The 22,674-nt window shown below is 44.1% G+C and carries 20 protein-coding genes; 7 read left to right on the top strand and 13 right to left on the bottom strand.

What is annotated here, in order from left to right; all coding sequences use genetic code 11:
- The first annotated feature begins 12 nt into the window (after positions 1-12).
- From QL919_RS00390 to QL919_RS00380, 3 genes are all read left to right on the top strand, one after another.
- The gene (locus QL919_RS00390) at positions 13-561 is read left to right on the top strand and encodes a cysteine hydrolase family protein (RefSeq protein ID WP_138019556.1); all 549 of its coding nucleotides are present in this window, start codon (positions 13-15) and stop codon (positions 559-561) included.
- 79 nt (positions 562-640) lie between these two features.
- The gene (locus QL919_RS00385) at positions 641-1,555 is read left to right on the top strand and encodes an MBL fold metallo-hydrolase (protein WP_011960000.1); all 915 of its coding nucleotides are present in this window, start codon (positions 641-643) and stop codon (positions 1,553-1,555) included.
- 93 nt (positions 1,556-1,648) lie between these two features.
- On the top strand, positions 1,649-1,795 hold the full coding sequence (locus QL919_RS00380) for a hypothetical protein (RefSeq protein ID WP_190272762.1): 147 nt from the start codon (positions 1,649-1,651) through the stop codon (positions 1,793-1,795).
- A gap of 123 nt (positions 1,796-1,918) precedes the next feature.
- On the opposite strand, the gene QL919_RS00375 is transcribed toward QL919_RS00380, so the two are convergent.
- Positions 1,919-3,040, bottom strand: a complete 1,122-nt coding sequence (locus tag QL919_RS00375) for a Fic family protein (RefSeq protein WP_290187676.1) — start codon at positions 3,038-3,040, stop codon at positions 1,919-1,921.
- A gap of 692 nt (positions 3,041-3,732) precedes the next feature.
- Here QL919_RS00375 and QL919_RS00370 point away from each other — a divergent pair.
- A complete protein-coding gene (locus QL919_RS00370) occupies positions 3,733-4,710 on the top strand; it encodes a glutathione S-transferase family protein (RefSeq protein WP_290187675.1) in 978 nt (325 codons plus the stop codon).
- Between the two features lie 127 nt (positions 4,711-4,837).
- On the opposite strand, the gene hemB is transcribed toward QL919_RS00370, so the two are convergent.
- The 5 genes from hemB to QL919_RS00345 all read right to left on the bottom strand — a co-directional run bounded on the left by hemB (position 4,838) and on the right by QL919_RS00345 (position 14,308).
- On the bottom strand, positions 4,838-5,845 hold the full coding sequence (hemB, locus tag QL919_RS00365) for a porphobilinogen synthase (RefSeq protein ID WP_290187674.1): 1,008 nt from the start codon (positions 5,843-5,845) through the stop codon (positions 4,838-4,840).
- Positions 5,846-6,137: 292 nt separating this feature from the next.
- Complete coding sequence (locus tag QL919_RS00360) at positions 6,138-7,904, bottom strand: efflux transporter outer membrane subunit (protein WP_290187673.1); 1,767 nt, start codon at positions 7,902-7,904, stop codon at positions 6,138-6,140.
- Between the two features lie 44 nt (positions 7,905-7,948).
- Positions 7,949-11,179 (bottom strand): efflux RND transporter permease subunit, encoded by a 3,231-nt coding sequence (locus QL919_RS00355; RefSeq protein WP_290187672.1) that lies wholly within the window; start codon positions 11,177-11,179, stop codon positions 7,949-7,951.
- A gap of 35 nt (positions 11,180-11,214) precedes the next feature.
- Positions 11,215-12,615 (bottom strand): efflux RND transporter periplasmic adaptor subunit, encoded by a 1,401-nt coding sequence (locus tag QL919_RS00350; protein ID WP_290187671.1) that lies wholly within the window; start codon positions 12,613-12,615, stop codon positions 11,215-11,217.
- Positions 12,616-13,285: 670 nt separating this feature from the next.
- The gene (locus tag QL919_RS00345; protein WP_290187670.1) at positions 13,286-14,308 is read right to left on the bottom strand and encodes a polyprenyl synthetase family protein; all 1,023 of its coding nucleotides are present in this window, start codon (positions 14,306-14,308) and stop codon (positions 13,286-13,288) included.
- A gap of 561 nt (positions 14,309-14,869) precedes the next feature.
- Between QL919_RS00345 and rplU the strand changes: the two genes are divergently transcribed.
- The 3 genes from rplU (at position 14,870) to lolA (ending at position 16,635) form a co-directional block, all read left to right on the top strand.
- Positions 14,870-15,181, top strand: coding sequence for a 50S ribosomal protein L21 (gene rplU / locus QL919_RS00340; protein ID WP_057761012.1), 312 nt, complete (start codon positions 14,870-14,872; stop codon positions 15,179-15,181).
- Positions 15,182-15,273: 92 nt separating this feature from the next.
- Positions 15,274-15,531: a 50S ribosomal protein L27 gene (rpmA, locus tag QL919_RS00335; RefSeq protein WP_290187669.1), complete on the top strand. Its 258-nt coding sequence runs from the start codon at positions 15,274-15,276 to the stop codon at positions 15,529-15,531.
- A 405-nt stretch (positions 15,532-15,936) separates the two neighbouring features.
- Positions 15,937-16,635: an outer membrane lipoprotein chaperone LolA gene (lolA, locus tag QL919_RS00330; protein WP_290187668.1), complete on the top strand. Its 699-nt coding sequence runs from the start codon at positions 15,937-15,939 to the stop codon at positions 16,633-16,635.
- 132 nt (positions 16,636-16,767) lie between these two features.
- Here the strand turns inward: lolA and scpB are convergent, their stop codons facing one another.
- The 7 genes from scpB to rsmD form a co-directional block, all read right to left on the bottom strand.
- Positions 16,768-17,340, bottom strand: coding sequence for an SMC-Scp complex subunit ScpB (gene scpB / locus QL919_RS00325; RefSeq protein ID WP_290187965.1), 573 nt, complete (start codon positions 17,338-17,340; stop codon positions 16,768-16,770).
- A 128-nt stretch (positions 17,341-17,468) separates the two neighbouring features.
- On the bottom strand, positions 17,469-18,275 hold the full coding sequence (locus tag QL919_RS00320; RefSeq protein WP_290187964.1) for a segregation/condensation protein A: 807 nt from the start codon (positions 18,273-18,275) through the stop codon (positions 17,469-17,471).
- A gap of 90 nt (positions 18,276-18,365) precedes the next feature.
- Positions 18,366-19,445, bottom strand: a complete 1,080-nt coding sequence (locus QL919_RS00315) for a tryptophan--tRNA ligase (RefSeq protein WP_290187667.1) — start codon at positions 19,443-19,445, stop codon at positions 18,366-18,368.
- 135 nt (positions 19,446-19,580) lie between these two features.
- Positions 19,581-20,672 (bottom strand): lipid A biosynthesis acyltransferase, encoded by a 1,092-nt coding sequence (locus QL919_RS00310; RefSeq protein WP_290187666.1) that lies wholly within the window; start codon positions 20,670-20,672, stop codon positions 19,581-19,583.
- A gap of 274 nt (positions 20,673-20,946) precedes the next feature.
- Positions 20,947-21,333 (bottom strand): 30S ribosomal protein S9, encoded by a 387-nt coding sequence (gene rpsI / locus QL919_RS00305; protein WP_290187665.1) that lies wholly within the window; start codon positions 21,331-21,333, stop codon positions 20,947-20,949.
- Positions 21,334-21,343: 10 nt separating this feature from the next.
- Positions 21,344-21,772: a 50S ribosomal protein L13 gene (gene rplM, locus QL919_RS00300; protein ID WP_068034815.1), complete on the bottom strand. Its 429-nt coding sequence runs from the start codon at positions 21,770-21,772 to the stop codon at positions 21,344-21,346.
- 211 nt (positions 21,773-21,983) lie between these two features.
- On the bottom strand, positions 21,984-22,670 hold the full coding sequence (rsmD, locus tag QL919_RS00295) for a 16S rRNA (guanine(966)-N(2))-methyltransferase RsmD (protein WP_290187664.1): 687 nt from the start codon (positions 22,668-22,670) through the stop codon (positions 21,984-21,986).
- Positions 22,671-22,674: the final 4 nt, after the last annotated feature.

The following is a 22,674-nucleotide window of genomic DNA, read 5'->3' as shown; positions in this document are numbered from 1 at the left end:
AAAGGAATCATCATGAGCACAAAAGCACTTATCGTTGTAGATATTCAAAATGAGTATTTTCCGCAAGGTAAATTATCACTCGTAGGTATCAATGAAGCCGCTGATAATGCAGCTTTGGTTATTGCGTCTGCTAGAGAAAAAGGCCATACCGTCATTCATATCCGCCATGAAATGCCCTCTATTGATGCGCCGATATTTACGCCTAATACCGATGGTGTAGAGATCCATGAGAAGGTAAAACCGATAGAGGGTGAAGTCGTCGTTGTGAAGCATTATGCCAATTCATTCCGTGAGACGACTCTGAAAGAGCTGTTAGATAAAGAAGGCATTAAAGAGGTGACCGTAATTGGCGCCATGAGCCACATGTGTATTGATGCAACCGTTCGCGCGGCAGTGGACTTTGGTTATACCACGACCACGATTCATGATGCTTGTGCCACGCTTGATCTTGAATTTAATGGAACGACCGTACCCGCAGCGCAGGTTCATGCCACTATTATGGCAGCCATTGAGTTTATGTATGGCGAAGTGATTGATACCCAAACCTGGATTGCACGTTAATACTGAGTGTTTAACCAAACCCTCATTAAGTCGTAAAACAGACTCATCAACAAGAATCTCATTAACAAGGTATCAAATTATGAATATAGCGAAATCGCTCACCAGTACCACGCTGTTAAGTGGCGTGATGTTGTTAACCGCATGTACCACCTTTGCCACTCCAGCGGCTAATCCTAACGCTGACAAACAGACGGCGACTAATACGGTGGAATTTCAGCAAATCCGTAATGCCACGATCAAGCTCGATTATGCTGGCACCACGTTTTTAGTCGATCCGATGCTCGCGGCTAAAAACGCTTATCCAGGGTTTGCAGATACGTTAAATAGCCAAATACGCTATCCAATGGTAGATTTGCCGGTATCTGTTGCAGAGGTACTAAAGGCTGACGCCATTATTTTAACCCATCTACATGCGGATCATTGGGACGATGCTGCACGCAACCTGGTCCCTCGTAATATGCCAATTTTTACCCAAAATGAAGCTGATGCGGCAACCGTGCGTAAAGATGGCTTTACCGATGTCAGAGTGTTGACAGAGCAAGGCGTTGTGTTTAAAGGCACTAGAATAAATAAAACCATAGGACAGCATGGCACTGATGAGATGTACAAAGTTCCAGCGCTTGCTCAGGCACTTGGTAAAACGATGGGTATTGTGTTCCAAAAGCCAAACTACAAGACCGTCTATGTGGTAGGGGATACCATTTGGAATAAAGAAGTAGAGAATGCGCTGACTCGCTACAAGCCTGATGCGGTCATCCTTAATACAGGCTATGCAAAGCTGTCTACCTTTGTCGATGACTCTATTATTATGGGTAAAGACGATGTATACCGTGCGTATCAATTCTCACCTAATGCTCAGATAATTAATGTGCACATGGATACGGTCAATCATGGCGCACTGTCGAAGGCAGAGCTGCGCCGTTTTATCGAGCAAAAACATCTGGATAAACAACGTACGCTTGTCCCTGATGATGGTCAGTACTACAAGTTCTAGTTTTTTATGGATTTGTTTTTAGAATCACTTTTGTCTAGTCGTACTTTTTGAGTATTGCTAGACATGATAAATATGGCACAACTGAGACAGCTTATGAATATTCCAAATTATTCAGGTAGCGCACCTTTCGTCCTTTCGGTGCTTGACAATGCCTTCACTGGTGTTGGTCACACGGCAGAGGACACCATTCAAGAGATGAGCTATGCTGAAGAAACCGTAGAGGTAAACTTGGTAAACTAAGCGTATTAATCGGAGCTTACCAGAAACAAGAAAACTACCTCCCAGAGCCAAATTTAAGAATGAAGCTGTCAAGAAGGTTGCGGGAGGGTATAACTAGGACTAGCTGTCAATCAGTGCCCAAGCTTATAAAACAATCTCATAATTTGTACTACGCCCTGAAGCAGCGGACTTCTCTAACATTCCTTTTTCTATCAAATCATTGATATCTCGAAGTGCGGTATCAATCGAGCACTTATTAATAGTCGCCCATTTTTTAGTGGTCAACTTGCCGTAAAAGTCACTCATCAAACTATTAAGCATCTTAATCTGTCTATCATTTAACGCATGATGTCGATGCATCTGCCAAAAGTTGGCTTTATCCATAATTTTATCGGTGGTCGCTTGAGCTGCAAGTAAAGCGTCTTTCAGCGTTTCTAAAAACCAAACCAGCCACAAAGTAATATCGCGATCGCCTTTTTGTGTACGTTCCAACACCTTATAATAATCATTGCGCCGATTTAGAATTTGCGCGGACATACTATAAAAGCGCTGAGCGCTACCATCACTTTTTGCTAGCATTCGCTCCGTGATTGCTCTTGTCAGCCGTCCATTACCATCATCGAAAGGATGCAACGTCACAAACCATAAATGCGCGATACCCGCTTTAATGACCAAATCTAAATTATCTTGCTGGCTAGACGGCATATTAAGCCACTGTAAAAAAAGATCCAACTCATCAAAAATCCTGTCTGCATGAGGAGCAACAAAATGCACTCGCTCTCGGCCATAGCCTCCTGAAACTACTTGCATAGCGCCTTGACTATCATCCCGAAGCTTGCCAACTTTAATACGATAAAGCCCGCTATAGCCTTCTGGGAACAGCGCTCGATGCCAACCGAGCAAATCTTCTAACAATAAGGGCTTTTGATAGTGGAATGTTGCATCTAGCATCATCTCAACCACTGCATCAATTTCTCGTGAGGCTGCAGGCATATTATGGTCATCAACCCCTAAATGCCGAGCAACAGAGGATATTACTTGATCTGTTTTTAAAATTTCACCTTCGATCTCAGATGTTTTAACGATTTCAAGAGTAACGGCGTCTAACTGAGCTTCAACATTTAAATCAAATCCTAGTGTCAGCAATTTTCCGAGAAGCTGACCTTGAAGCAATCGCACTTGGCTTACCAGCGGCAACAGTTTTTTATCTGACCATTGCCAATCTGTCCAATTGGGGTGTTCATGAATATAAGTAACGTGTTTCATAATAAGACCAAAACCTGCAGAAGTTAGAGGGCTATTCTCCTTATATTATGCAGAGATTAAACTTAATAAACAAGGAAAGTCATCGCCGAAATGATGAGTTAAACCTAGCCTTTTTAGTAAAAAGGACAGAAAAATTGGAGAAAATATAGGTAATTAGCTCAAAAAACCGAGGAGGGAGTGGAGGTAAAAACACTATAATTTTATAGTGCCTATTTACGAAATAAATCTAATATGATTTTAAATAACTTTGCGTTTTCGTGAAGTTAAAAATCGCTGTAGGTATTATAAATAAAGGGATGTAATATAAGATACATTTATGGGTTTTGGTTGACCTACCTTGACATGGTAGAGGTCGCTAGTTCGAATCTAGTTACGCCTACCAGATTCGAAAGCCCCAATCTTTATGATTGGGGCTTTTTTTTGCCTGTTATTTATGAGTTGCTTCTTATATTAAAGAAGTGCTTCGGTTTTTTACTAACAATTTTGTATCTAAGCTTATCTGTTGTTTGAATTATGGTGATTTTTTCAACCAAACTGTTCGTTTGAGCTATATGTCATTTATAAGCAAACAAAGCTTCATGGCAGCACAATATAGAAGTGTTACTATAGGGATTAAAGCATTAAACGCTAATATTTATAGAGATTCAATAACGATTATATAAAATTAAAAACTAAAGTTTAAGGGTAAGGGTATGGGTTTATTAGTCGATGGTAAGTGGCAAGACCAATGGTATGACACGAAATCTAGCGGTGGTCGCTTTCAGCGTGAGGACGCAGGGTTTAGAAACTGGGTGACAGCAGATGGTAGTGCAGGTCCGTCGGGGCTAGGCGGTTTTAAAGCTGAGCCCAATCGTTATCATTTATATGTGTCTTTGGCCTGTCCTTGGGCGCATCGCACCACGATTTATCGCAAGCTCAAAGGCTTAGAGGATATGATTTCGCTGTCTGTCGTGCATCCGTTTATGGGTGATAAAGGTTGGACCTTTGCAGCAGGTGAAGGCGTCATTGCTGATCCAATCCATAACGCCTCTCATGCCTATGAGATATACGTTGCAGCAAAACCAGATTATACCGGACGCGTTACGGTGCCTATTCTATGGGATAAAAAAACCAACACCATCGTCAGTAATGAGTCGTCAGAGATAATCCGTATGCTTAATTCAGCTTTTAACGAAGTTGGCGCAACAGCAGAGAACTTTTTGCCATCAGAGTTATTGGCAGAAATCGATGAAATTAATGAATTTGTCTATTCAGCGGTCAATAATGGCGTTTATAAGACAGGGTTTTCGACCACACAAGAAGCATATGAGGAAGCCGTGACTGAGCTGTTCGATGCGTTAGATAGGCTAGAGGCGCGTTTGGCAGACCAACGCTATTTGGTTGGCAATACGATAACTGAAGCGGACTGGCGCTTGTTTACGACCTTGGTGCGTTTTGATGCCGTTTACGTAGGGCACTTTAAATGTAATCTACGCCGTATCATCGATTACCCAAGTTTATGGGGCTATCTACGTGATTTATATCAGGTGCCAGGCATTGCTGAGACGGTCAATATGACTCATATCAAGCAGCATTATTATACCAGCCATGCCAATATCAACCCGACAGGTATTGTCCCTATGGGTCCTATCGTTGACTTTGATGCACCACATAATCGAGACGAGTTATAAATCTCTCTTGTTCCAATTCTCCTGACTAAAAGGACTGTTAGCAACAGAATACCATTATAAGAAACGCCCCAACTGACTTAACTCAGTTGGGGCGTTTTGTATGATAGGTCGTTAAATAAACGCACACTTAAGCATTATTTAACTGACGCGCTGCCTCGAGTGCAAAATATGTCAATATGCCATCAGCACCGGCTCGGCGAAAGCCAATCAAGGACTCTAAAATCACTGCATCAGTGAGCCAGCCATTCTGGATAGCCGCCATATGCATGGCATACTCGCCAGAGACTTGATAGGCGAAAGTTGGTATGCCAAAGGTGTCTTTAACTTCACGGATTAAATCAAGATAAGGCTGACCAGGTTTAATCATCACCATATCGGCACCTTCGTTGATGTCCATCGCCACTTCATGCAAGGCTTCAGCACGGTTACCAAAATCCATCTGGTATTGTTTCTTGTGGCCGCCTTTTAGATTACCAGCACTACCAACTGCATCACGGAAGGGTCCATAATAGGCAGAGGCATATTTGGCTGAATAAGCCATAATAGCAGTATTGACAAAGCCTTCTGCTTCAAATGCATCACGCATGGCTTTGATGCGACCATCCATCATATCGCTAGGAGAGATGATATCAGCGCCAGCACGGGCGTGGACAAGCGCTTGCTTGACCAATACCTCGATGGTCGCATCATTGATGACATAACCGCTGTCATCGAGTAGTCCATCTTGACCGTGTGAGGTATAGGGGTCTAATGCCACGTCAGTCATTATTACCATCTCTGGTACCGCATCTTTTACGGCTTTTACCGCGCGTGCCGTGAGACCGTTTTCATTATACGCTGATTTACCGTCAGGGGTTTTGAGTGAATTGTCGATGACAGGGAAGATGTCGATGGTCGTGACACCTTCTGCTAACAGCTCTTTGGCATAACCGATGAGCAAGTCAATTGATAGGCGTTCAACGCCTGGCATACTAGCGATTGCTTCGCGCTTATTTTCGCCTTCTAATACAAATACAGGCGCGATAAAGTGCTTAGGGTGTAACTCCACTTCACGAATCATCGAACGTACATTATCATTGAAGCGTAAGCGGCGCAGGCGAGTTGCGGGATATTGGCGGTTAAAGGTATAGCTCATAATCATTCCTTATTGTTGTTTTCATCATTGTCGTTTTACATCAAAAAATAGATTTTGCTACAGTTATTTATCGGTCAATGGCTATTTTTCAATACCATCTTTATTATTTATTGAGCGTATTAATGGGTTATCTTGATGCCACTACTATAACCAATAGCGAGTAGCGAAAGCAAAAAGCCCTACCGACTTGCTATAACGAGTCGGTAGGGCTGATTGTACGTATCGACTGTCAACGTGATGAATACTTGTATCACGAGGGTGTGGCTCTATATTAATAAACGCTCAAAACCGTTTAAGGCTCAACAATCTGTGTGACCGGTACTTGCTCAACACTGGTTTCATTAAACCTGGTCTGCTCGGTGACCACGCCGACAGCGGCATCGGTTCTGCCATCATTATTGACATCTACGACAGCAGTTGGCTCAAAAGTTGCTGTTTCTGTCGTTTGCGACTGCTTAATTGCGAGCGCCTCTTGAGGAGAGGCGACACGCGCTGAGCTAGCAGCATCGATAGCGTTGACAGCTTTTGCCTTATTGCTCTGAGCGGGTAGATTGACGACCTGTGCTAAGTTGGTATGTTGCGGCACAGGAATAACCGTAGGAACGTCAAGGTTAGCCCCGCCACCGAGCGCTTGGTATAGCTCAATTTGGCTAACAATCTTTTGTAGCTCTAAATCCAGGATGCCTTGTTGGGTCGAGAATAAAGAGCGCTGCGCATCGAGCACATCCAGATAGTTTGAGATACCGGCTTTAAAGCGCGCATCTGCTATTTGGTAGGTTTGCTCAAAGTTATCTTGCAGACGATACTGTGCCTCTAGCTGATCGCCAAGGGTCGCGCGCGTGGCCAATACATCTGAGACTTCACGGAACGCTGTTTGGATAGAACGCTCATAACCTGCAAGCGTTTGCTCACGTTCAATTTTTGCGACGTCATAATTGGCATCTAAACGACCTGCATCAAAGATAGGGACACTGATGCTTGGGCCAAATGACCAGCCAACCGAGCCGCTCTTAAATAGGTCGTCTAAACTACCACTACTAACACCCACGCTACTGGCTAGGCTGATAGATGGGAAATAAGAGGCGCGCGCCACTTCGATATTGGCACCAGCGGCTTTTAGGTTGTATTCCGCTTGTAGTACGTCTGGACGATAGCGTAGCAGCTCACTCGGTAAGCCTGCACTGAATATCTTCTGATTGGTGATATTGCTCACCGCAGGTGCTGGGATAAGCTCACTTGGGATAGGCCCACCGACCAAAAACTGTAAGGCATTACGTGATTTTAAAATACTGCTTTGGGCACGCAACACCGCCAGTTTGGCATTTTCGAGTGCCGCAGAAGACTGTAGTGACGGCAGCTTAGGATCAATACCTGCTTCAAAACGTTTATCAGCGATAAATAGCGAACGTTCACGACTCTCGACCGTTGCTTCAGCCAGTTTTAACTGTGCCAAGCTATAGCTTAGATTAGCATAGCTTTGGGCAATATTGCTGATTAGGCTGATTTGAGTAGAGTCTTTCGCCGCTGTCGTGGCCAAGAAATTCTGCAATGCTTGGTCTTTTAGGCTGGCAATTTTACCCCAAAAATCCAGCTCATAATTTGCCAATCCTAGATTGACGTTATAGCTACTATTAGGGTTTTTGTCTGTTCTATTCTGTGCTGAACGCGTGTAACCACCACTACCATCAATCGTTGGTAAGTCACGAATATCGGTAATCTGATACTGTGCACGTGCTTTTTCGATGGCTAAACGGGCGCTTTCAAAGTCTTTGTTGTTTTCCAAACCTAACGCAATCAGACCTTTCAAACGCTCGTCGCTGTAGAAGTTTTGCCAGCGTTGGCCAGCAATACTTGGCTGCTCAGCCGTACTGATCGTTTCCTTATCGAACGCGCCGTAGGTTTGTTCGATAGGAATATTTGGCTCTGCTAACACAGGGCGCATATCTGCTTTTGGAATAGTGTTACAAGCAGCCATGCTCATCGCCAAAGCAGTTAAGCCGATTAAACGACCGCCATTTTTGCGTATACGTGATAGAGCTGGTTGCGTAGTGGTAGCCATGTTCGCTACCGCTACTGAGCTTAAAGTAAGGTTTTTTTGAGCACTCATTGTGTATTGTCTCCAAAGCTTGCAGGCTGATAACTCTCAGAAGGCGTTGGGTTTTGCGGACCAGGTGTACCGTTACCACCATCTCTATCATTTGGTTTGTTGTTCTCGTATTTATGCGGGAACAGGCTACGCACCCAAATATAGAACATAGGGATAAAGAAGATTCCTAAGAATGTCGCGGTGACAACACCACCAACCACACTGGTACCAATAGCGTTTTGACTGCCTGAACCAGGACCTGTGGCGATGAATAATGGCACAACACCAAGTCCAAAGGCAAGTGAGGTCATGATAATCGGACGCAGACGTTGACGTGCCGCTGTCATGACGGCCTCTTTTAGGCTGTAACCTTCTTCTTGGTGCTCTTTGGCGAATTCAATAATCAAAATAGCGTTTTTAGCGGATAGGCCAACGACTGTGAGTAGACCTACTTGCAAGTAAATATCATTATTGAAACCGCGTAGCCATGTAAATATCACCGCCCCCAATACCCCAAGTGGGATAACCAATAGTACCGAGAAGGGGATAGACCAGCTTTCATACAAGGCGGCTAGACATAAGAATACCACTAAAATTGAAAGCGCATATAACATCGGCGCTTGTGCACCTGACTTCTGCTCTTCAAGTGACATACCGGTCCATTCGTAACCGACACCTTCAGGTAGCTTTTCCATCATCGCTTCCATCGAGCTCATTGCTTCACCAGTACTGAGACCGGGTGCGGCGCTACCTTGGATGTTCATTGACGGCAAGCTGTTGTAGCGGGTCAGACGCGGAGAGCCTGATTCCCACTCGCTGCTAGAGAACGCATCGAATGAAATCATGTCACCCGTATCATTGCGCACATACCATTTGCCGATATCATCCGGGTTGGTACGGCTGCTTGGTTCACCTTGGACAAAGACGCGCTTAATACGACCACGATCGACGAAGTCATTGATATAGCTTGAGCCCCAAGCGGTAGAAATAACACTATTAATATTGCCCATTGACAAGCCATAAGCAGCAGCTTGTTCTTGGTTGATATTAACTTTCAACTGTGGCGCATCTTCTTGTCCATTAGGACGGACACCAGCGACTTGGTCGTTCTGTGCAGACATACCGAGTAGCATATTTCGCGCTTCAAGCAGTCCCTCATGCCCGAGGTTGCCTGTATCCTGAATCATCAAGTCAAAGCCACTGGCGTTACCAAGCTCGGTAATCGCGGGTGGTACAATCGCAAACACTTGCGCCTCATTTAACTGAGTAAAGAAATATCCCATCGCACGGTCAGCGACGGCTTGCGCCGTATTTTCCTCTCCAGGACGATCATCCCAATCAGACAAGCGGACGAACGCCAGTCCCATGTTTTGACCTTGACCAGCAAAACTAAAGCCTGCAATGGTAAAGACTGAGGCAATATTATCGCCTTCTTGCGTGTCGTAATAGTTGCTGACTTTATCGAGCACATCTTGCGTTTCATCAAGCGTCGAACCAGCAGGCAACTGAACTAAGGTAAACATAATACCTTGGTCTTCTTCTGGCAAGAATGAGCCTGGAATACGTAAGAATACCACCGCCATAATACCGATGATGGCAGCGTAACCAATGAGGTATAACCATTTAAAACGGAAGCTCTTACCCACTGAGGTTTCGTATCTGCGGCTCAGCTTAAAGAAGCCACGGTTGAACCAACCAAAGAAGCCTTTTTGCTCTTCAGTATTGCCTTTCTCATGGCTCTTGCTACGTTTTAGTAACGTCACACACAGCGCAGGGGTAAAGATAAGGGCAACCAATGCTGACAACACCATGGCAGTAATCAAGGTGATTGAGAACTGACGATAAATCACACCTGTTGAACCACCGAAGAAGGCCATCGGTACGAATACTGCTGATAGAATCAGGGCAATACCAATAACGATTTTACTAATCTCACGCATGGACTGGAATGTAGCGTCCTTGATAGAGATATGAGGGTCTTCTTCTAAGATACGCTCGACGTTTTCTACCACAACAATCGCATCATCGACCAATAGACCGATGGATAGCACCATCGCAAACATGGTCAAGACGTTGATACTAAAGCCTGCAACATATAGCACAGCAAAAGTACCTAGTAGTACCACAGGGACGGCAAGGGTCGGGATAATGGTCGCGCGCCAGTTCTGTAAGAATATGAACATGACGATAAATACCAAGACAATCGCTTCGATTAGCGTCATGACGACCTGCTCGATAGACAAGCGAACGAATGGTGTGGTGTCATATGGTACGACAGAGGTTAGACCAGCTGGAAAGTTGGCTTCTAGCTCAGCCATACGTGCGCCAACCGCTTCACGGGTCTCTAGCGCGTTAGCACCACCGGCCAATGAGATACCCAAACCGGCCGCTTCTTGACCGTTATATAGTGAGATAACACTGTAGTTTTCACTACCAATTTCGACATCGGCAACATCACCTAGGCGTACTTGAGCACCAGAGCTATCTGTTTTTAATAAGATGTTTTTGAATTCTTCAGGGGTTTGTAGGTAGCTCTGTACTGTTACAGTCGCGTTGATGACCTGTTGGTCGCTATCAGCAGGCGCTTGTCCTAACTGACCGGCAGAGACTTGTGCGTTTTGCGCACGTACTGCGTTGACCACATCCGATGGCACCATGTTGTAGCTACGCAGACGAGATGGGTCTAACCAAATGCGCATGGCATAAGCAGAACCGAACACCTGCACTTCACCAACACCCTCAACACGGCTTAGCTGGTCAACGACGTTTGAGTTGATATAGTCGGCGATATCCGCACGATCCATACCACCATCTTCAGAAATAAAGCCTTGCACCATTAAAAAGCTGCTAGAGGATTTATTGACGTTGACGCCTTGACGCTGTACCGATTCGGGCAGCGAGCTCATGGCGGCTTGTAGTTTATTCTGTACCTGTACCTGAGCGGTATCAGGGTCAGTACCGTTTTCAAACGTCAGCGTGACAGAAGCACCGCCATTCGAGGAGCTCGATGACGACATATACATCAGACCATCAAGGCCCTTCATACGCTGTTCGATAATCTGTACAACTGAGTTTTCGACGGTTTGTGCGTTAGCACCAGGATAGCTTGCACTCACTGAAATTGTCGGTGGTGCAATACGTGGATACTGTTCAATCGGCAGATTAATGACCGATATCACCCCGATGAGCATGACCAAAATAGCCAGCACCCATGCAAAAATAGGGCGAGTAATAAAAAAACGTGACATAGTATATCCCTAAGTCTTCCTATCTTTGAATGGAATTAGTTAGCAGCGGCTTCTGTTGATTTTTCGCTAGAAGTATCGTTACCAGCTGGCTTCTTATCCATCGTTTTGGCAGCTTGCTGCGGCGTTTTGGCGTCAGGAGCGTTTTGTGCAGAGGGTGCCGGATTGGCATTCTCTAGTGGTTTTACCACCACTTCTTGCTCAGGCTTAACCTTCGCACCACCAATCACAACCAATTTATCGCCTGCTTGCAAGCCATCAGTAACAACCCACTGTCCATCATATGTACCGTTAATGGTCACTGGACGTACTTGGATTTTGTTATTTTCGTCAGCGATGTAGACTTGCGTGTCACCCTTAGGCGTACGCATGACCGCGCTTTGCGGTACTAATGCAGCATTGGTGATGACGCTTTGCGTTAGACGAGCCGTGACATACATTCCTGGTAACAAGATATTGTTACTGTTCGGGAAGATAGCACGCAAGGTGACAGCACCTGTTGACTCATCAACTTTAGCTTCAGATAGCGCAAGCTTGCCGCGCACTGGATATACCGAGCCATCCTCTAGCACCAATTCAACAGAGTTCATACCTGGCTGCGCTTTGCCTTCAGCTATTTGTTGGCGTAGCTTTAGCAGCTCAGACGATGATTGACTGATATCGACATAGATAGGATCTAAGCGTGAGATGGTCACCAGCGGCGCAGGCTGACCCGCGCTGACCAGCGTACCAGCAGTGACGCTAGAACGGTCAGTACGACCAGTTAATGGTGCACGTACAATCGTACGGTTAAGGTCTAGGGTGCTGGCTTCTAGGCCTGCCTGAGCGGTTTGAATACCTGCTTTGGCGCTTTCGATACCTGCTTGCGATTGACCAACAGCAGCTGCAGCACTTTGTACGGCTGCTTGAGCAGTACGTACTTGTGTTTGTGCTTGTTCATACTGCTGCTTAGAGATAGCGTCAATACTGACCAGTCCTTGCAGACGCTGTAAATCATTTTGTGCCTGTGCCAATGAGGCTTGACGGCTGGCCAATTCAGCTTTGGCATTGGCATTATTCGCCTGCGCTGTCTGATAGTTGGCCTGTGCTTGCTGTACAGCTGCTTGGCCACTGGTCACTGACGAAGCGTAATTGTCTGTATTGATACGATAGAGTGGTTGGCCTTTTTTGACGTTACCGCCTTCACGGAATAGTACTTCGTCGATGACGCCATTCACCTGTGGGCGAACGTCAGCCGTTTGATAAGCGGCGGTACGTCCAGAAAAAGTTTGTACTTGAGGTACGGTGTCGAGCGTGACAGTCTGGACGTTGACAACCGCGGGCGGCATCTGCTGCTGTGCGGCTTCAGCGCCAGCGGCGTCCTCGTTTTTGTCACAGCCAACCAGTACAGCTCCAGATAGTACAGATGCTATTACAAGCGCAAGAGTAGAGTGCTTCATCAATGTCCTCGGCAATATGTATAAATAAATAATGACAGTATAAAAAGTTTATCAATAAATCTGAGCGTATTGAATATAAAAGTTAATATTGACTCTAAGCACCCATACTATCTTTGCTAAATGAGCTTAAAATGAAACTGACTTAGCAAAACCTCGCTACTAGGACATCTGATAGCGTTATATATGTGACGTACCGGTGTAAGACTCTTTGTAATCCAATTATCATCAAATCTGTAGCTAAACCACAAAGTTGATTAGTAAATTTAACGAGTAATTATAAACTATAGGGGTAACCCCATAGTCAAGTAACAAACAATAAGGTTTGTCATAAAAATCAGTAATGCCAGACTTCACAAATGAGCCAAGTATCCTCAAAGCAAGCGCCACATCAACTAACAGTTAGTAGAGTGACATACAACTGGCAATAAGAATTATTTGTAAATTTTTGTTAAAATAGCAAAACCATACGCATGTTATGGTCTTTATACCCCGATAAATCAGGGTTGCCAGTAAAAATATAACTTTAGCAACCCCAAAGTATGACCATTAGAGCAATTACTCAAAAATAACCTTTAATGGTAACAAGCGCTCTAGCAAGATTTGTAAGTCTATCTATCTAAGCAGATGTTGTTACTGGTATTTTGGTCATGCTTAACAGTAAATATTATTTTTACAACAAGCGAGCGCTGGCAAGCTCAGTCAGTTGATACAGTCCTTGACGATAACGATTATCAGGCAGGGTGCTAAGAGCATCTTGCGCCAACTTGGTTTCTTCTAAAGCTCGTTGCTTACAGTAATCTAATGACCCTGAGCGGCGTACTAGCTCGATAAGCTGCCCAGCATTTGGTGTTTTACCTGTTTGTACGGCAACGCGTAATTGCTCATAGCCTGCCGGGTCGCTCTCTTTTAATAGTTCAAGGGCTTTAATAGTTGGCAGAGTTGGCTTGCCTTCTGCCAAATCATCACCCAGATTTTTACCCATTAGCTCGCTATCACCACTATAGTCGAGTACATCATCGATAATCTGGAACGCATTACCAAAGTGCTGACCAAAGTCACCCAGCGCCTGCATATACTCTGTCTTTTCTTGCAATATGGCAGCGCCTTGGGTTGCCATCATAAACAGGCGTGAGGTTTTACCATCGATAATGCGCAGGTAGTCGGCTTCGGTGGCAGCAGGGTTGTGCTGATGCTGTAGCTGCAATACTTCACCTTCAGCGATATCACACGTGCCGTCAGAGAAGACTTGTAGTAAAGGCAAGCTTTGAAATCCGACCAATAAGTTAAAGGCGCGAGCAATCAGATAATCACCGACCAGTACCGCCGTGGCATTGTCCCAAGTGGCATTAGCCGTTGGCTTACCACGGCGCTGACCAGACTCATCGATGACGTCGTCATGAACCAAGGTAGCGGTGTGTAACATTTCAGTAATGGCTGCTAAGTGCATGGCTTTTTCTGATGGATTGTCATCGAACATACGGGCGCATAGCAAGGTAATCAAAGGGCGCATACGCTTGCCACCAGCATTAATCACATGCTGAGAGACGCTCATGACAAGTTGAACTTTGGAATTAAGACTGCCAAATACTTGCTTATCCATAATCTCAAAATCATCAGCCACGATACTTTGGATATCGCTATAGCTAGGCGTAGACTGAGTCGAAGGGGTATCATTTAAAGAGGTACTGGTCATAATAATAGTCATATTAATAAGAGTAGAAAAGTTTTTTATAGCCTTGCCTATATATAGTCAAGACATCGTTTTGGCTATAATAGCATAGCTGCCTTTTTGAATTGTTGGTTAAAGTATGTCATTGGCAGCGCCGTCAGCGGTTATCTAAGCCTTACTGTATATAAAAGTCGATGTAAAATATGTAAAAAATGGCCAACGTTACCATCAAATAAGTCATTGATTATTGAATGAATGCATAATCACACATAAGACAAATATAGGGCTGTAAGTAACTGATTATATAAGTTATAATAGCCGCTGTTAGGCTTAAGTCATCTGTTGGTTTTTGCTATTATTTGCGTGCTGATAGTAAGTATCATCAATGATGTACTGAACATCACTCGCCCGATAGTGAAATAGACAATGACTGTTAGGGTAACCACCTTACAAAAACAAGAGGAGCGGCTTGCTTTTATGAGCAAAAAGCCGTAAAATCTTGCCTTTAATTTTTCCCTGTCGTGTTCGTCGTAAAAGCGTTGGTATGATATCAGCCACGGCACACGGGTTAAACGGAGTCATACAATGTACGCAGTAATCAAAACTGGTGGTAAACAGCACCGTGTAGTCGTCGATGAGCTTTTAAAAGTTGAATTACTAAAAGCAGAAAAAGGCGAGACAATCAAATTTGAAGACGTGTTGATGGTTGTTGACGGCGATAACGTCAAAATCGGTCAGCCTGTTGTAGACGGCGCTAGCGTAGAAGTTGAAGTTGTTGAGCATGGTCGCGGCGAAAAAATCCGTATCATCAAGCACAACCGTCGTAAGCATTATCACAAAGAGCAAGGTCACCGCCAATGGTACACCTTGTTAAAAATCAAAGCCATTAATGCCTAATTACCCATTTAGCGATTATTGCTAAAATAGTGCACTAAATGCTTAAGAGTTATCGCATCAGCGGTAAGTCACATTAACAAGGAGATTTTCTCATGGCACATAAAAAAGCTGCCGGTTCGACTCGTAACGGTCGTGATTCAAACCCAAAAATGCTAGGCGTTAAAATCTTTGGTGGCCAAGCTATCACAGCTGGTAACATCATCGTTCGTCAACGTGGTACAGAATTCCACGCAGGCGAAGGCGTTGGCATGGGTCGTGACCATACTTTATTTGCACTGAATGACGGTGTTGTAAAGTTTGCGACCAAAGGTAAATTTAACCGTCGTTATGTTACGGTTGAAAGCGCATAATTGCCTATCTGAGTTTTTTCAGTCTTTTGTATTGAAATAACCAGATAACCAAAGAGCTCCTATTACCCTATGGTAGTAGGAGCTCTTTTTATGCCTGTCATTTATGATAGAGCAGTAGAGCAACTAAAAACTGAAACAATCATAAAAATGCTCATTCTATCATTTAATGTTGTGTAACTCAGCTGGTTACAAGCGTGTATGGCAGGCGTTGTAATGATTGCAAATCATGACTAGGCGCGTAATAAAAAAACTGGCACACTGTCTGCATTGTTTAATCACCTCATTTTATTGCCTCAGTTTATTGAGTGTGAACTGAATATCTTGAATTAAACATTTATTGAAAAAAACAATTTTAATTAGAATATTTTATTTGATGCTATTTTGCATTTTGAGAGAGGATTTATCATGACTTTATTTACTAAGAAAACCACCAAACACACCGGTCTAAAACAAAAAGTAATGAGCGGCGCTTTAGCGGGCGTATTGATGACGTCACTTGGTGTTGCAGCACCGATGATGGTATTGACGCAATCAGCAACAGCTGCCCCTGCTGATAACTTAACCGCTGCCAAACGCCTAAACAAACTATTAGCAAACACCAAAAGTATGACGGCAAACTTTAGCCAAACCACTAAAGGTGCGAACAGTGGTGCTTTTTCAGGCACGATGAGTGTACAGCGCCCAAATAATTTCCGCTGGGAAACAAAATCACCCTCACAGCAGCTAATTGTTGCCAATGGTAATTCGATGTGGGTTTATGATAAGGACTTAGAGCAAGCGACTAAGCAAAATGTCGACAGCCAAGTCGGCAATACCCCAGCACTACTGCTATCAGGTGATCCAAGTAAAATTGATCAGAATTTCAAAATTACTCAACCGTATAACAATAAAAACTATTATGTACTCTATCCAAAGTCGGATAGTGCCAGCTTTAAGAGCTTATCGATGAGCTTTAGCGGTGGCAAGCCTGTGATGATGGTATTGAATGACAGTCTTGGACAGACTACTTCTATCAAGTTCAGCAACATTAAGCTGAACCTGAGTATCGGTAGCAGCCAGTTCAAATTTACGCCACCAAAGGGTGTTGATGTCATCAATCAATAAAAATTGGTGATTGAAACAAAGTTTTATTGCTTTAAAAAAAGGACAAACCTTGATAGGTTTGTCCTTTTTTATGTGTGTCATTAAATTTGCAACTGTTTATTTCGTCAGCTATATATTTTCAACTATGAAATTCTAAGACATCGCTTTGATAGCATCCATATCCGGCATTGGTGGTAGCTCATCTAAATGCGTCAGTCCAAATGCATCTAAGAACTGTGGCGTGGTATGTAACAACGCGGGGCGACCCAACGTCTCTTTATAGCCATCTTCCTTTATCCAACCTTTATCAAATAACTGCCGCAGTATATTGCTAGACAGGGTCACACCGCGCACATATTCGATGTCACTGCGAGTCACGGGTTGTTTGTAGGCAATGACACTTAGCGTCTCAAGTAACGCTTGGCTCAGGCGTTCTTGACGCTGCGGAAAAACGCGCTGTATCAATGCACTATAGCTATCTGTGATTTGTAGTCGATAGCCACTGGCTGTCTCATGTAAGGTGAGCACGCCAGTATTTAGACGGTGTTCTAAGAGCTCTAATGCTTGCGCAAACTCTTTGGTATTTAGCGATAAGTGTTTCTTTAAAGTGTTGGCGGTGAGTGGTGCCTCAGAAGCATGCAACAGTACTTCTATATGTTTGCTTATCTGTTCTAAATGCTGACGCTTTTTATCGCTTAATGACAGGATAGCATCTGATAACCCCATAGATTCCTTAATACCTTTGATAGAACTATGTTCTATGGGGCTATGTTTCATAAGGTTATGCTCGGAATCTATCATTAGAAAAGGGCTCTTTTTTGATTATGCTGTGTCAATAAATAAGTGAAAAATGATTAAGCCAACCACTCTAAGGTTAGTTTTCCAATGTGACTGTTTTCTACAGATTCATTATCATCGGTAGGTATGTTTGCTAAATCAGTGTTCACAACACCCACTAACTGCCGTTTTATCAGCTCTAACACGGCAACAAAGCTAACCACCACGCCAATCTTTCCTTGTGTCTTGTCTAGTAACTCAAAAAAGGAGCGTGCGCCATCAGTGCTTAACTGCCTGCTAATACTGGCAATGCGGTCAGAAAGAGGAACGGCGTCAACTTTGATAGTATGCATCTGATAGTCAGGCTGTAGCTGCATTTTAAACAAGCTATCGATTAACAAGGTAGGTGAGTAGTTCGGTAGTTCAGCATTCATAATGTCTTGGCTAGGCATACTCACCATCGCTAAAAACACATCACGCTCCAGACGAACAAGATTGTCCAAGCGCTGGCTTGCTGCTTTAATTTGCGCATACTCTTCCAAACGTTCAATAAGTTCTGCTTTTGGATCGCGCTCATCGCTAGGCGTTTCTGGAGAAGGTAATAGCAACTCAGTTTTAATCGCAATCAACGTTGACGCCATTAGCAGGTAGTCACCCGCCAACTCAAAATGATCGGTATCCAGCTCACTGATATAAGCCAAATACTGCTCCGTGATAGGCAGTATCGGCATTTGAGTGAGATCGACGTTGTTTTTTTTGACCAGATATAATAAAAAATCTAATGGCCCAGCAAACTGCTCTAACCAAATAGCGAACGCTTGCGGCGGCACATAGAGGTCTTCCGGCAGCTGCTGCACCGGTGTCTGATAAATGCGAAGAGACATGTCGTGGACAACTGAGCCATCGTGCTCGTTATCATCGTGCTCACTATTATCAAATAGTGACTTAGAGGCTCGATTCACGCCAAATAACTACTATTTAAGCTTAGCAAGCGGACGGATACCAATCGCACGGCGTGTCTTGTCTAACTGTTTACGACTATGGCGACGAGCTTTTTCTGCGCCCATTTGCAGGATTTCTTCCAGCTCTTTTGGATTGGCCATCAGTTCTTCATAACGAGCACGGAATGGCGCAATCTCATTATTAATTTTATCAAACAACGCTTGCTTGGCATCACCCCAGCCGATACCTGCGGCATACTGCACACGTATATCAGCAATCTCTTCAGGGGTGGCAAAGGCTTTATAAATCTCAAAGAGAGCAGAATCGTCAGGATCTTTTGGCTCTTCAGGCAGCTGCGAGTTGGTCACAATTTTCATGATGGCTTTATGCATCTGTTTTTCAGGACTGACTTGCGGATTAGGGTCACCGAATAGCGGGATAGTATTGCTATAGCTCTTACTCATTTTGCGACCATCAAGCCCTGTTAATAGCGGGATGTCTTCATCAACTACCGCTGACGGTAGCGTAAAGAGGGTCTTGTAACGATGGTTAAAAGTACCGGCGATATCACGCGCCATCTCGATATGTTGCACTTGGTCACGGCCTACTGGCACGTGGGTGGCATTGAACATCAATATGTCTGCAGCCATGAGCACTGGATAGCCAAATAAACCCATGTTGATACCTTGATCTGGATCTACATCTGCCTTTTCCATATTGATATCGACGGCAGCTTTATAGGCATGCGCGCGGTTCATCAGACCTTTGGCACAAGAGCAGTTCAAAATCCAAGCAAGCTCTGGGATTTCAGGTACATCTGATTGACGATAGAAAGTCACACGCTCTGGATCAAGACCGCAGGCAATCCAAGTCGCTGCAATGATTTTGGTTGACTCATGAATGATAGCCGGGTCATAACAACCGATAATCCCATGATAATCCGCTAAAAAGAAGAACGCCTCATCATCACTGTTTTGGATAGACTCAATCGCTGGACGAATGGCACCAACGTAATTACCCAAATGCGGAATGCCCGTCGGTTTGATGCCCGTTAGGATACGTTTGCTTTCTTTTTTAGGTGCATCTATAGGTGCGTCAGTTTGATTACTCATGAAAAATCCGTAGTTGGTTTAATTTTTAGTTTATTCGATTGTCGTTAATATGATCTCAATCACTTGAGTAAGCGACTCGATTCAATGGCGCAAATTATAGCAAATTTCTCTAGCGCTTTGTTTGTGTATAAACGCCTACTTATAGATATCAGTGCGACCATCAGGACCGTTTTTAAAGCGGCGATGAAACCACATCCATTGGGTGGGATCAATACGAATTAGTCCTTCTAAGACTTCATTGACTCGAGTGGCATCAGCGACCTCGTCATTACTAGGGTAATTATTCAACTCTGGTGTAATGGTTAGATGATAATGGGGGCGCTTGCCGCTTGGCAGGTTATCCGGCGTTTGCCGATAAGTATGCAGTGCCATTAGTGCTGGTGGATGCTGCTTATCGCCTAATTTAGCCATACGTCGCGAGGCCGTGATTGTCGCTGCTGGCACCCCAAAGAATGGCGCCATCACACCTTGCTTAAGACCATAGTCCTGATCAGGAGAGTACCAAATAACATGTCCAGCTTTGATAGAGCTGACCAAACTGCGCATGTCACGACTAGAGATTTGCTTACCAAAGATATTGGTACGGCCGTTATAAATAAACCAATCGAGTAGGGGATTGTTCTGAGTGCGATACATGCAGTCTAAGGGGAAAAATTGGGCGCAAAACAAGCCACCTAAATCGAGCATCGTATAATGAGCGCCTAATAAAATAACAGGGCGATTCTCGTTTTGTGCGTTAACTAAATGCTGTAACCCTGAGATTGAAACGGTACGCGTGAAAATGTTGGGACGAAACCACGCGCACAACGTCTCAAACACACCAATACCTTGATTGACGAAGACTTGCTTTGCCATCAGTTCACGCTCAGCTTCAGGCTTCTCTGGAAAGGCTAGCCCGAGGTTGATGAGCGTATCCCGTCGTCGTGAGCCAGCGATGTTATAAATCAAGATACCTAATTTACGACCCAACCAAAACTGCCAACGTAGCGGCAAATAAATCAGCGGTAGAAAAACAACCAATAACAGCCAAATACCCCAGTATTTGGGCAATAAAAACTGCCACTGAAAGGGCTTTTTTTCTGCTTGCGCCGTACGTTTATGAGTTTGGCTAATCGTTGGCATGCCGACAGGTATTGCTGGCGACTTAGCAGACTGCTGCATGCTCTGCGGTGGCGTGCTGCTCTTTGAGGATGATTTGCTTGGATCGTATTGTTCGGGCGCTTTCATAATGAGGACAAGGTAATAAAAGTTAGTATTATGATGGGGCAGCAGTCGCCTGTTTGCAAGCCGGTTTTCATCAAAGCGCTGCTAAAAAAAGCAGAATTACTTAGCAGTTTATTAAGTATGCTCGTTATTAATAACACTAAACAAACAGCCATAAAAAAACCTTACAAGCTGTGACCAGCTTATAAGGTTTTGCAAATCTATTTTTTTAGTTGACGCTGTTAAAATGACTCTGAGAAAAAGACGATAACAGCAAACATAAAAAAAGTAGCTTTGATTAACGTTTTGAGAATTGAGGACGTTTACGTGCTTTACGTAGACCCAATTTCTTACGTTCAACTTGACGTGAATCACGAGTAACAAAACCAGCTGCTTTTAGAGCAGGCTTCAAGGTTTCGTCAGCTTCGATCAATGCACGTGTAATACCGTGGCGGATTGCGCCCGCTTGACCACTGATACCACCACCTGCAACAGTTACATATAAATCATATGCATTAGCAGAGTCTAGTAGTTCTAATGGCTGACGAACAACCATGCGTGATGTTTCACGGCTGAAGTATTCATCAAGTGGCTTGCCGTTAACAACGATAGCACCAGTACCTTTAGCTAAAAAGACACGAGCAGTAGACGTCTTGCGGCGACCAGTTCCGTAATTGCGTTCCATAAGTATATCCTTAGATGTCTAGTTCTTTAGGTTGCTGTGCAGTATGTGGATGTTCAGTACCCGCATATAGCTTCAGCTTCTTGATCATCGCGTAGCCAAGAGGGCCTTTTGGAAGCATACCCTTAACTGCTTTGTGTAGAACATCTTCAGGCTTATGTGCAATCAGCTTTGTGAAGTTGGTTTCTTTAATACCGCCTGGGTAACCACTGTGACGATAGTACTTTTTATCTTGTGCTTTTTTACCCGTTACCGCGATTTTTTCTGCGTTGATGACAACAATAAAGTCACCAGTATCTACGTGCGGAGTATAAGAAGTCTTATGCTTGCCACGTAAGCGAGTAGCAATTTGAGTGGCTAAGCGACCAAGGGTTTTGCCGTCAGCATCTACGACATACCAGTCATGGGTCACTTCAGCTGGTTTTGCACTAAGTGTTTTCATGATAAAACCTTAAAATTAGAATTCGTTGAGAGTTTAGCTGGGAACGGGGCTCTCAAAAAACAGACTGCACATTATAAGCAGTAGCGCCTACGCTTGCAAGCTGCATTGGGGTTTATTTTCGCCTTATATACATTAAACTGCAGCGTTGGCCAGTTTTTTAGCGGTTTTAAACATTTGTAAAGTTTGTTAATCGTTTTTATTAACCTGACAATTATGACGATGATAGACGATAAAGTCCAGCGACAACTTGTCCAACTTTGGTATGTTTGAGACAGTCAAAACTGATATCACGGTGGTTATTGCTCTCTAAATTGCTAGTATGTTGATTGATATCGTCCGCCAATTGTTGTAACTGACTCTCTAATTCTTTATCCGCCTCTAAGTAAATAAGCGTTTCGCCATCGATCAACGACTGCGTAATCAACGCCGTTAAAATGGGCTGCCATAACTCCTGAGCATAAGGTGGATCGATGAACACAATATCAAAATGACGCTGAGCGGTCTGATTTTGAGTCAATGCCTGCTCAGCAGTCCCCTGGATGATTTGATAGTCATTGCTATTGAGGCGTAACTGTTCAGCGTTTTGATGGAGCATTTTACTTTGTGCAGGATTTATTTCAATAAAAGTAGCATGCGCGGCGCCCCGTGATAATGCTTCAAACCCTAACACTCCGCTACCGGCGCAGCTATCAAGTATATAGGCGCCGTGAATGTCTGCTAGTAGCCAATTAAAAAGCGTTTCTCGCAGGCGGTCTGGTGTTGGACGCAGACCCTCTGCATCGATGAAGCTGACAACACGGCGCTTGAATTGACCCCCAATGATACGTACATCACCTGCTGATGCGTTTTTTGCTTTATGAGTTTTCTTTGGTTCACGGCCACTTGAGGATTTTCTCATAGTA

This window comes from Psychrobacter sp. APC 3426 (assembly GCF_030408035.1).
Taxonomy (GTDB): domain Bacteria; phylum Pseudomonadota; class Gammaproteobacteria; order Pseudomonadales; family Moraxellaceae; genus Psychrobacter.
The sequence above is the reverse complement of the archived record's forward strand: the minus strand, read 5'-3'. Positions and strand labels throughout refer to the sequence as shown.